This is a genomic window from Psychrobacter sp. PP-21 (assembly GCF_033790785.1).
In the GTDB taxonomy this organism is placed as follows: Bacteria; Pseudomonadota; Gammaproteobacteria; order Pseudomonadales; family Moraxellaceae; genus Psychrobacter.
Map to the genome: position 1 here is coordinate 269,525 of NZ_JAMYEB010000002.1, position 10,659 is coordinate 280,183.

At 44.4% G+C, this 10,659-nt stretch carries 8 protein-coding genes, 1 tRNA gene and 1 pseudogene; 7 read left to right on the forward strand and 3 right to left on the reverse strand.

Features of this window, described 5'->3' with window-relative positions:
* The first annotated feature begins 17 nt into the window (after positions 1 to 17).
* From NJD71_RS04030 to hemB, 3 genes are all read left to right on the forward strand, one after another.
* Positions 18 to 3,257, forward strand: coding sequence for an efflux RND transporter permease subunit (locus NJD71_RS04030; RefSeq protein WP_319050656.1), 3,240 nt, complete (start codon positions 18 to 20; stop codon positions 3,255 to 3,257).
* A gap of 14 nt (positions 3,258 to 3,271) precedes the next feature.
* A complete protein-coding gene (locus NJD71_RS04035; RefSeq protein ID WP_319050657.1) occupies positions 3,272 to 5,071 on the forward strand; it encodes an efflux transporter outer membrane subunit in 1,800 nt (599 codons plus the stop codon).
* A gap of 268 nt (positions 5,072 to 5,339) precedes the next feature.
* A complete protein-coding gene (gene hemB, locus NJD71_RS04040) occupies positions 5,340 to 6,347 on the forward strand; it encodes a porphobilinogen synthase (protein WP_319050658.1) in 1,008 nt (335 codons plus the stop codon).
* Positions 6,348 to 6,500: 153 nt separating this feature from the next.
* On the opposite strand, the gene NJD71_RS04045 is transcribed toward hemB, so the two are convergent.
* Positions 6,501 to 7,478 carry a glutathione S-transferase family protein gene (locus NJD71_RS04045; protein ID WP_319050659.1) on the reverse strand — a complete coding sequence of 326 codons (978 nt, stop codon included), beginning with the start codon at positions 7,476 to 7,478 and terminating at the stop codon, positions 6,501 to 6,503.
* Between the two features lie 284 nt (positions 7,479 to 7,762).
* Here NJD71_RS04045 and NJD71_RS04050 point away from each other — a divergent pair.
* A tRNA-Val gene (locus NJD71_RS04050) sits at positions 7,763 to 7,839 on the forward strand.
* 241 nt (positions 7,840 to 8,080) lie between these two features.
* Here NJD71_RS04050 and NJD71_RS04055 read toward each other — a convergent pair.
* Positions 8,081 to 8,305, reverse strand: coding sequence for a helix-turn-helix domain-containing protein (locus tag NJD71_RS04055; protein WP_095570171.1), 225 nt, complete (start codon positions 8,303 to 8,305; stop codon positions 8,081 to 8,083).
* Positions 8,306 to 8,455: 150 nt separating this feature from the next.
* Between NJD71_RS04055 and NJD71_RS04060 the strand changes: the two genes are divergently transcribed.
* Genes NJD71_RS04060 through NJD71_RS04070 form a run of 3 tightly spaced genes read left to right on the forward strand, consistent with a single transcriptional unit; the run spans position 8,456 to position 10,171 of the window.
* Positions 8,456 to 8,671, forward strand: coding sequence for a hypothetical protein (locus NJD71_RS04060; RefSeq protein ID WP_058025596.1), 216 nt, complete (start codon positions 8,456 to 8,458; stop codon positions 8,669 to 8,671).
* Positions 8,672 to 8,682: 11 nt separating this feature from the next.
* Positions 8,683 to 9,894: an Arm DNA-binding domain-containing protein gene (locus NJD71_RS04065; RefSeq protein WP_319050660.1), complete on the forward strand. Its 1,212-nt coding sequence runs from the start codon at positions 8,683 to 8,685 to the stop codon at positions 9,892 to 9,894.
* Positions 9,881 to 10,171 (forward strand): hypothetical protein, encoded by a 291-nt coding sequence (locus NJD71_RS04070; RefSeq protein ID WP_075107541.1) that lies wholly within the window; start codon positions 9,881 to 9,883, stop codon positions 10,169 to 10,171. The genes NJD71_RS04065 and NJD71_RS04070 overlap by 14 nt, the downstream gene beginning before the upstream one ends.
* Positions 10,172 to 10,507: 336 nt before the next feature.
* Here the strand turns inward: NJD71_RS04070 and NJD71_RS04075 are convergent.
* Positions 10,508 to 10,659, reverse strand: a pseudogene (locus NJD71_RS04075) (IS256 family transposase); the annotation flags it as partial.

Genomic DNA, 10,659 nt, shown 5'->3' on the forward strand with positions numbered 1-10,659 from the left:
AGACTTAGGGATATACTATGTCACGTTTTTTTATTAATCGCCCTATCTTTGCTTGGGTGCTGGCTATTTTGGTCATGCTCATCGGGGTGTTATCGGTTCTCAACCTACCGATTGAACAGTATCCACGTATTGCACCACCGACGATTTCGGTCAGTGCAAGCTATCCGGGTGCTAATGCGCAAACTGTTGAAAACTCCGTAGTACAGGTTATCGAACAACGTATGAAAGGCCTAGATGGCCTCATGTACATGTCGTCATCGAGCTCATCAAATGGTAGTGCCTCAGTGACGCTAACGTTTGAAAACGGCACTGATTCTGATACCGCTCAGGTACAGGTACAGAATAAGCTGCAGGCTGCGATGAGCGCCCTACCTGAATCGGTACAGCGACAAGGCGTCAACGTCAATAAATCGTCTAGCAGCTTTATGATGGTGCAGGCATTTATTTCTGAAGACGGCAGCATGGATCGTAGCGATATTGCCGATTATATTAACTCCAATGTCCTCGACTCGATCAGTCGTGTTGAAGGGGTTGGTGAGGTTCAGGTCTTCGGCTCTACTTATGCGATGCGTGTTTGGCTTGACCCTTCACGCCTGCGTAGCTACAACATGGTGCCATCCGATGTTGTCAGTGCGATACAAGCGCAGAACGCTCAGGTATCTGCTGGTCAGTTAGGACAAGCGCCCGCTGATGCAGATCAACAAGTTATTAACGCGACAGTGACCGTTCAAAGCTATTTACAAACACCTGAAGAGTTCCAAAACATTCTGTTAAAAACAGACACGTCTGGTGCTCAGGTGCGTTTGGGTGACGTCGCTGATGTCGAAATCGGTAGCGAAAACTATAGTGTTTTATCGCAATATAATGGACAAGAAGCTGCAGGTCTGGGTATCTCACTTGCTGGCGGTGCCAACGCATTAGAAACTCGCGAAGCGGTCAGCGCGCGTATGACTGAGCTGGAGCAAAACTTCCCAATTGGTCTAGCCTCAGTCGTTCCGTATGACACCACACCCTTTGTACGCTTGTCTATCGAACAAGTCGTTATGACCCTCATTGAAGCGATTGTGTTGGTATTTATCGTTATGTTTATTTTTTTACAGAACTGGCGTGCAACGATTATCCCGACCCTTGCCGTACCTGTCGTACTCTTGGGTACCTTTGCAGTGTTGTATATTGCAGGCTTTAGTATCAACGTCTTGACCATGTTTGCTATGGTTCTCTCCATCGGTCTGCTGGTCGATGATGCGATTGTCGTGGTAGAGAACGTTGAGCGAATACTAGAAGAAGATCCACATATCTCTATCAAAGACGCGACCACTCAATCGATGGGGGAAATCAGTAAGATCGTTATTGGTATTGCGCTTATTTTGTCCGCAGTATTCGTACCGATGGCCTTCTTTGGCGGTTCAACTGGTGTGATCTATCGTCAGTTCTCTATCACACTGATTACGAGCATGGTGCTCTCTGCCATGGTGGCATTGATATTCACCCCTGCCCTATGTGTGACACTGCTCAAACGTGGTAAGAGCCACGACAAAAGCAGTACTGAGACGCAAAAAGGTTTCTTTGGTTGGTTCAATCGCGGCTTCTTTAAACTTAGCCGTTCTTACGAAAAGTTCGTCGGTAAAAGCATACGTTTTAAATGGCTTTATATGATTGGCTATGCCGCCATTATCGGTATCATGGCGGTTGTGTTCTTACGTATTCCTGGCTCATTCTTACCAGAAGAAGATCAAGGTATTATGTTTACCTTGGTTCAGCTCCCTGCTGGGTCGACGTTAGATGAGACGCAAGACGTACTGGATAAAGTCAGAACCTATTATGATACCCAAGAGACTGATAATATCGAGTCTGTGTTTACCATTGCTGGCTTTAGTTTTGCAGGTCAAGGTCAAAACATGGGGCTGGCATTTGTTCGTTTGTCAGATTGGGAGGAACGCTCTGGCGATGAAAACACCGCACAGGCAGTTGCTGGTCGAGCAATGGGATATTTCTTCACTCAGTTAAATGAAGCACAAGTATTTGCCATTGTACCACCAGCCATCACTGAGCTTGGTAATGCCAGTGGTTTTGACTTGATGCTCCAAGATAGTAGTAACTTGGGACATGAGGGGCTGCTTGAAGCCCGTAATATGCTCTTAGGTATGGCCGCGCAGAATGACCAAGTCTCAGGCGTACGTCCTAATGGTCAAGAAGACTCACCGCAATTAAAAGTCAATATCAATCAAGAACAGGCCGCAGCTTATGGCTTGTCATTGAGTAGTATTAACAGTGTTATCTCTACTGCGTGGGGCTCAAGCTACGTCAACGATTTTATCGACCGTGGTCGTATTAAGCGTGTGTATGTCCAAGGTGAAGCGAGCAGCCGTACCAACCCTGATGACATCGGCAAATGGTATGTACGAAACGACATGAACGATATGATTTCGTTCGATGCCTTCTCTAATAGTGAATGGCAATCAGGCTCACCGCGTCTGACTCGCTACAACAGCCTACCGTCAATGAACATCCAAGGTAGTGCAGCACCAGGACTCAGCACTGGTGAGGCAATGAGCTCGATGGAGGCAATGATAGAACAGCTGCCTGAAGGTATCAGTTATGAGTGGACTGGTATGTCATTGGAAGAGCAGAAGTCAGGTGCACAGGCACCTATGCTGTATGCGCTTTCAATCCTAGTGGTATTCTTATGCTTGGCGGCATTGTATGAGAGCTGGTCTATTCCTGTCTCAGTCCTATTGGTCATACCACTTGGGGTCTTAGGCGCCGTAATCTTTACATGGCTACGCGGTTTTGCCAACGATATTTACTTGCAGGTGGGTCTACTCACGGTCGTTGGTCTATCCGCCAAGAACGCTATTTTGATTATTGAATTTGCCAAAGAACACCAAGAGGAAGGCTACAGTCTAAGAGAAGCGGTCATGACAGCAGCACGTCAACGTCTGCGCCCGATTATTATGACCTCGCTTGCCTTTGGTCTCGGTGTTGTGCCATTATTCTTGGCGAGCGGTCCAGGTTCGGGCAGTCAGAATGCGATCGGTACTAGTGTTGTCGGTGGTGTGATAACTGCGACACTACTAGGTATCTTCTTTATTCCGATGTTCTATATCTGGGTGCGTAGTGCATTTCCGCATAAATATGAGAACAACAAACCAAACGATAGAGACGATGGCAACGGTACGCCTGACTCGCATACCCCAATGCCTGCTGATAACTATCAGCCTGCAGGCCAGCCTGCAAGTCTTGGAGACAACAGATAATGAGTGCTCACAACATGTTTACTACTAACTCAGTGGCGGTGGCAGCTTCTGCTACCGTGGCACAGCCAACTCTGTCGCGCTTACGTAAAAATAGCAGTCGCTTGCTCGGCCTTACTGCCTTGGCAATAAGTATGACCGCTTGTAATACGATTCCAAAAGCTGATATGAGTCCTGTTTTGGCAGAGCCAAACCTTCCTATAGAACAAGCTTATGGTGCGTTCGATAAAGAAACGATCAGCACCCCTGAGCAAGCAAGTGTGGCAGGTCAACGCTGGCAGAACTTTTATAGCGATGAGCGTCTAAAAGGCTTAATCGCTCTAGGTCTTGATAACAACAAGAACTTTGAAAGTGCGCGCCTAGCAATTGAACGCGCGCGCGCGCAATATCAAATAACCGATATCAATAACTTACCAGCGATTAACGCAAGTGGTGGCTACTCGCGTGGCGCTCAAAACAATATCAGTAGTAGACCAGGTAGTGACTATACGGTACAACTAGGACTTGCCAGCTACGAGTTAGATTTTTGGGGCAGAATATCCAGCCTAAAAGATCAAGCGTTACAAAGCTTTTTGGCGACCACTGCTGCCACAGATGCTACCCAGATCAGTCTAATCAGTAACATTGCTCAAAGCTATGCTAATTTGAGCTACAGCTTGGCACAGCTACAACTGGCAGAAGCAACGGTGCAAAGTCGTGAGCAGTCATTGTTTATCGCCAGTAAGCGTTTTGAAGCCGGTATCGATCCTAAGCTTCCCTCACTACAGGCCAGCGCCTCACTTGAAAATGCTAAGCTCGCTGTCCTACGTGCGCAGAGTAGTATTTTGCAGTCGCGTAATGCTTTACAGTACTTAGTGGGCGGGACGATTCCAAACGAGCTTATCCCGACGCCTGCCGTTAGCAATATCACCAGCCAGCAGATATTTAGTGCAGGCCTGCCAAGTGATTTGCTACGCTATCGTCCAGATGTACTGCAAGCGGAATACAACCTTAAAGCGGCTGGTGCAAATATAGCGGTAGCACGTGCAGCTTATTTCCCAACCATCAGTTTGGCCAGTAGCGTCGGTCTTCGTAGCGATAACTTGGGGGATTTGTTTGACAATAATGGCTTTAGTTGGTCGTTTGGTCCTAATATCAGCGTGCCTGTCTTCGATGGTGGTCTTTTAGATGCAAATTATGAAGTCGCGCAAATCGAGCGTGATCAGACTCTCGCAAGCTATGAAGACTCTATTCAAACCGCATTCCGTGAAGTATCAGATGTACTTGCCACGCGTGCCACACTTGGCGAACAGCTCGAATCACAGTATCGCTTGCAAGACAATTTTGAGCAAACCTATCAGATTGCTGATGCCCGTTTCAAAGCTGGTCTTGATAACTATCTAGATGTACTCGATGCACAGCGTTCATTGTTTTCTACTCAGCAAGGTATATTAGACTTAGAGCTACAGAAAATCATTAGTCAAGTTGAGTTGTACCAAGCACTTGGTGGCGGTGCTAACTTGGATGTACCAACCGTGATTCCTGTACCGCAATATACCAATCTAGCTCAAATAGCGTCACTGCCTAGCAATACTGCAAAAGCCAAAGCTGCGGATGCCATACAAGCTGCCAGCTCAGCACGCGTAACCTCTCCTCAAGAGGCTATCGCTATTAAGCAGTCGCAAGCGACAGAAACCACTACCTTTAATCCTACAGCTATCGTCGATGTTAATGATGATGGCAAGAAAGATGCCGCTGTGGGTGTGATCACAGAAGAGACTCACTTTAGCGACAATAGCGTGGAGCAAGTTCCTGTCACACAGATTGTTGAGCCTTAAATGACATACTCATAATGTGATGATGCAGCACTATCATCATATCGACAGTCGATAAGTACCATCAGCCCTACCGACTTAACGTGGTGGGGCTTTTTGCTTTTACTGACATCTTTTGGTTATAGTAGGCTCGCTTTATACAAGCTCTTTTTATCTGTAGCCACTGATAAAGAACAGATTTTGATAAGCCAATTCTATAAAATACCGCTTATAGTGATATTATTTTAACCATGTAACATGATAACTATTAGAACAATCATAAGGAACTATTATGAGCTACACCTTTAACCGTCAATACCCTGCCACTCGCTTACGTCGTCTGCGTTATAACGATAATGTACGCTCAATGATTCGTGAAGTGGAGCTGCATCCTAAGCACTTTATTGCCCCTGTATTTGTATTAGAAGGTGAAAACCAGCGCGAAACCATCGCTAGTATGCCGGGCGTTGAACGCTTATCAATTGATTTGCTAATTAACTATGCCAAAGAATTGTTAGCAGAGGGTGTGACAACCATCGATCTTTTCCCTGTGATCGATAACGCTTTGAAAACACCAGATGGTAGAGCTGCTTATGACGAAAACGCCCTGACTGCACGTACGATAAAAGCAGTCAAAGATGCTGTACCAGAAATGGTCGTCATGACTGATGTGGCATTAGACCCTTATACCTCACACGGCCAAGATGGCCTGCTTGATGATAGCGGCTACGTCATCAATGATGCCACTATTGAGGTATTGGTCAAGCAAGCGCTCGTACATGCCCGCGCTGGCGCTGATATCATCTCTCCGAGTGACATGATGGATGGACGTATCAAGGCTATGCGTGATACGTTTGAAGCTGAAGGGTTTTTTAATACCGCTATTATGGCCTACTCAGCCAAATATGCGTCTGCTTACTACGGTCCATTCCGTGATGCTGTCGGTAGTGCTGGTAATCTAAAAGGTGGCCACAAAAAACAATACCAGATGGACTTTGGTAATCGCGCTGAAGCATTGCATGAAGTTGCTATGGATATCAACGAAGGCGCTGACATGGTTATGATTAAACCTGGACAGCCTTATCTAGACCTTATCCGTGAAGTTAAAGACACTTTTGGGGTACCGACCTTTGCCTATCAAGTATCGGGTGAGTATGCCATGCATATGGCCGCTATCCAGAACGGCTGGCTCAGTGATGCTGTAATTTTAGAGTCTTTGATTGGGTTCCGCCGTGCTGGTGCAGATGGTATCTTGACGTACTTTGCGCTAGAAGCTGCCCGTCAGTTAAATAATGCGTAGTATGAGCTAAACAGCTCTTGATAGCATAAAAGCCCCAGCTGCCTCATAACAGTTGGGGCTTTTTGCGTTTGTGCTCTTCTAGAACGGTACTCTTCTAGAACAGTGCTATTCTAGAGCAGATAGCCTTTGACCACCTTTATGAGTCAGACGTATTTATAAGGATTCACGATTGTGCGCTGCCGTAAAATCAATAACAGGCCCAGCAGGGATAATACGCGTAGGGTTTATATTGGCATGACTGGTGTAATAATGCTGCTTGATGTGCTCCATGTTGACGGTCTCAGCAATACCGGGCACCTGATACAATTCACGTAGATAACCCCAAAGGTTTGGATAATCGACGATACGATGCAAGTTGCATTTAAAATGTCCAACGTAAACGGCATCAAAACGAACCAACGTCGTAAACAGTCGCCAATCAGCCTCGGTAATGGTGTCACCTATCAGATAGCGCTGCTGGGCAAGGCGTGTCTCAAGTGTCTCTAATGCTGAAAACAGCTCATTCACCGCCTCTTCATAAGCTTCTTGAGTAGTAGAAAACCCAGCCTTGTATACTCCATTGTTGATAGCAGTGTAGACAAATGCATTGATATCATCAATTTCTTGCAATAGCTCTGCTGGTACAAAATCACCTGCTAGTGCACCAACGTCATCAAAGGCAGAGTTAAACATCCGAATGATTTCTGATGACTCATTACTCACGATCGTATTTGTTTTTTTGTCCCATAAAATGGGTACAGTGACACGGCCTGTATAGTCTGACTTTGCTTTGGTATAAAGCTCATAGGCATAGTCTGCATTAATCACTGGGTCGGCAATCACGCCTTTACCCTCTGCAAAAGTCCAACCATTCTCACCCATATATGGATGAACCACAGATATCGGAATGATATCCTCCAAACCTTTGAGCTTACGATAGATGAGTGTGCGGTGTGCCCAAGGACATGCCAACGACACATACAAATGATAACGATCAGTCTCAGCCTTGAATCCGCCCACCCCTGTTGGTCCTGCACTGCCATCGACCGTTACCCAGTTTCTAAAACCAGCGTCTTCACGCTCAAATCGACCACCACTACCTTCTGTGTCGTACCACTTGTCCTGCCATTTACCATCGACTAATAAACCCATATCGTTGCCTTATATTTTTTGATTTATATTAAAAAACGTTTAGTTGCGCTTAGCTATGCTATTTAGCGTTTATATTAACATCTCTGTATTGTCCTTCCTCAAATCTTCGTTGCAAGATTGGTATGGTTATAGATGTATTGCTTATCTAAGATGTTATCTGTTCCTTATGCTGAACATATAGAACCCTATAAAGGTAAAATCTCTAATATTTTGATAATAACTGCAGATAGTGATAGAAAAGGCTTGCAAAGTCTGAGAAACTTGCTAAAATGCTCAACCTAAATAGGCGTATAGCTCAGTTGGTTAGAGCGCTACCTTGACATGGTAGAGGTCGTTGGTTCGAATCCGATTACGCCTACCAGATTCGAAAAGCCCCAATCTTAAGATTGGGGCTTTTTTTTGTCCGTGAAATATGGGCTGTAGCGGAAAAGGAAACTATACGTCGATGCAAATTTCCTCTTTTCTCACTTTCAGCAAATGTCATCAAAAAACGTGTGTGCCCAAATTGTGCCTAAGTTGTGCCTGCTCTCTATTTAGCATTCCTTCCAGAGTAGCACTTTTGACCTCTACCCTGAATCATCTAAAGCGCTCTCAAGATTAATTTACTTCTCTTTATCTAGCGACTCGTTAGGTACATAAGTAAATAAATCACCTACTTCAATATCTAGTGCCTCACAAATTTTATCCATAGTGTCAAAATCTATTCTTGAGGTCTGTTCGTTATAGATCTTGTGCACTGTCGACTTACTAATTCCTGTCATCCTTATTAGATCTGCGACTTTCATACGCCGTTCAGCTAGTAGCACTGGTAAGTTACATAAAATCATCAATAATTCCTTAATGAACTAAAAAAGTACTTGCATCGAATTACGTTAGCTAGTAAAGTACTTCTATCGAACAACAAAATACTTTTATGAAGATATTTGTTATCCCGATAAAACCACCTAGTCGTTTAATTAGCTTACAAGGAATTTATTATGTCACATACCTACCTAACTACCCAAGAGCTTTCTGAGCTCATTAAGTATAACCCTCGTACGATACGTAACGAGCTCAAAGATACTGTGCTGATTGAAGGTATTCATTACATTCGCCCTTTCGGCGGCCGTAAGATTTTATATGTTTGGGAAGAGATTGAAAAAGATATGCGTACTGGCGTCGCCGGTAGCATCAACGCTATGGCACTACAATAAGGAGAAATATCATGGCTAGTATTAGAACACGCAAAGGTAGCGATATGCTATTTGTCGACTTTCGCTATATGAACAAACGCTGTAGGGAAACGACAAACCTCATTGACACGCCAGCGAATCGCAAGAAGCTTGAAAAAGTGATTGAGAAAATGGAAGCAGAAATCGTTTTAGGACTGTTCAACTATGCTAAGTACTTTCCAAAAAGTGATAAAGCGGCACAGATGGTAGCGTTAAACGACCGCAAGGAATGCATTAGTACCGATACGCCCTCTTTTGAACAGTTTGCAGAATTATGGTTCTCTGAAAAAGAAATTGAATGGCGTGATACTTATAAGCGCAAAATAAAGGAGATTATTGATATGTACTTGATTGCTAAGTTTGGGACTAAGCCCATTCATCTCATAAAAAAGACAGATGTATTAGCCTTCCGTTCATCGCTCGCCAAAGTAACGTACGGAAAAGCTAACAAACATCTGTCAGCGGCACGCATCAATTCGATAATGGTACCTTTAGGTATGATACTAAAAGAAGCGGCTAAACGCTATAAATTTGATAATCCTTACTACGATATCAATGCGCTCAAACAGCCCAAAACGGATATTCAACCATTCACACTAAGTGAGGTTTGGACGTTTATCAATGGGGTGAGAGCAGACTATCGCAATTATTATCTGGTACGTTTTTTTACAGGTATGCGTACGAGTGAGATTGATGGGTTGACGTGGGAGAACATTGACTTTAATCGACGTGAGATTGTAATCAAACAAGCTTATGTTAAAGGCAAAATTGTTCCTCCTAAAACTCAAGAGTCTTACCGTGCGATTCAAATGTCACCTTGGGTCTACGATGCTCTGAAGGAACAGCAGACCATCACTTATAAGCGATCTGACTATGTATTTTGCGCACATACGGGTGAGCCACTTGATTACAACAACGTGAATAAACGTGTTTGGCACCCTACTCTTAAGATTTTGGGTCTGAAGAAGCGTAATGCTTATCAGACTCGTCATACCGCAGCGACGCTATGGTTAGCTGCTGGCGAAAGTCCTGAATGGATTGCCAGTCAAATGGGACACTCTACAACCAAGATGCTGTTTAATACGTATAGCCGTTACGTACCGAATATGACTCGGCAGGATGGTAGTGCATTTGAAGCATTGGTCAATCGCAGTCAGATTGCTCAAGTATCTACCGATAAGGGGCCTCACAATGAAAATGATTGATTACGATAAGCTGCATGCGACGTTTAAACCTAGTGGCTATATCAGTAATGGTGCAGATAATATTGCTAACTACCTTATCTGTGAGCTCTGTATTCAGTCGGGTACTGGTTTGGCTAGGTTCCTGAGTATTGATAGCTGCTTTGATAATCATATGGCGCTGCGCATATGGGTTCAAACGCGCTTAGATGTCAATCCTGACTATGTCGTTGATGATATGTGTAGTCAGCTACAGAGTGAGCTTTACGAGCTACTACCTCAAACTGGCTATGGATACTAAGGAGAATGTTATGAGTTTGAACTTCGTCTTTGATTCAGCTCTAGAGGATGCAGCAAAGCGTTTGTGCCATGAATATTGGTCCTATGTGTCGCCCAGCAATTATATAGCGCATTTGGAATTGCTTTGTTATGACCACAACATAGAGTTTGATGAATTGTTCGCTACACTTGCAAAATGTCAGGTTTATTTAGATGACGTACACTGTGAGTACTGTGGTCGTCCCTATCAACTAGATGTCCCAGCAGATGTACCTTATGCAAGGAGGTTAAATTCTTGGTTTTGTGATGGGTGTATTAGCTTTTCTGGAGACCATCCCAGATTCTGTGTAACTGCCATTTAGATTAAATGCCTGCTAATACGATCATCAAACATAATCATAAAACGATTCAGAGCAGACGTCCAGTTACGAATGGGCATCGACCACTTTTTAGACGCCTGCTGAGTTGCTAGGTAGACTACCTTAAACGCTGCCTGATCAGACGGGAACA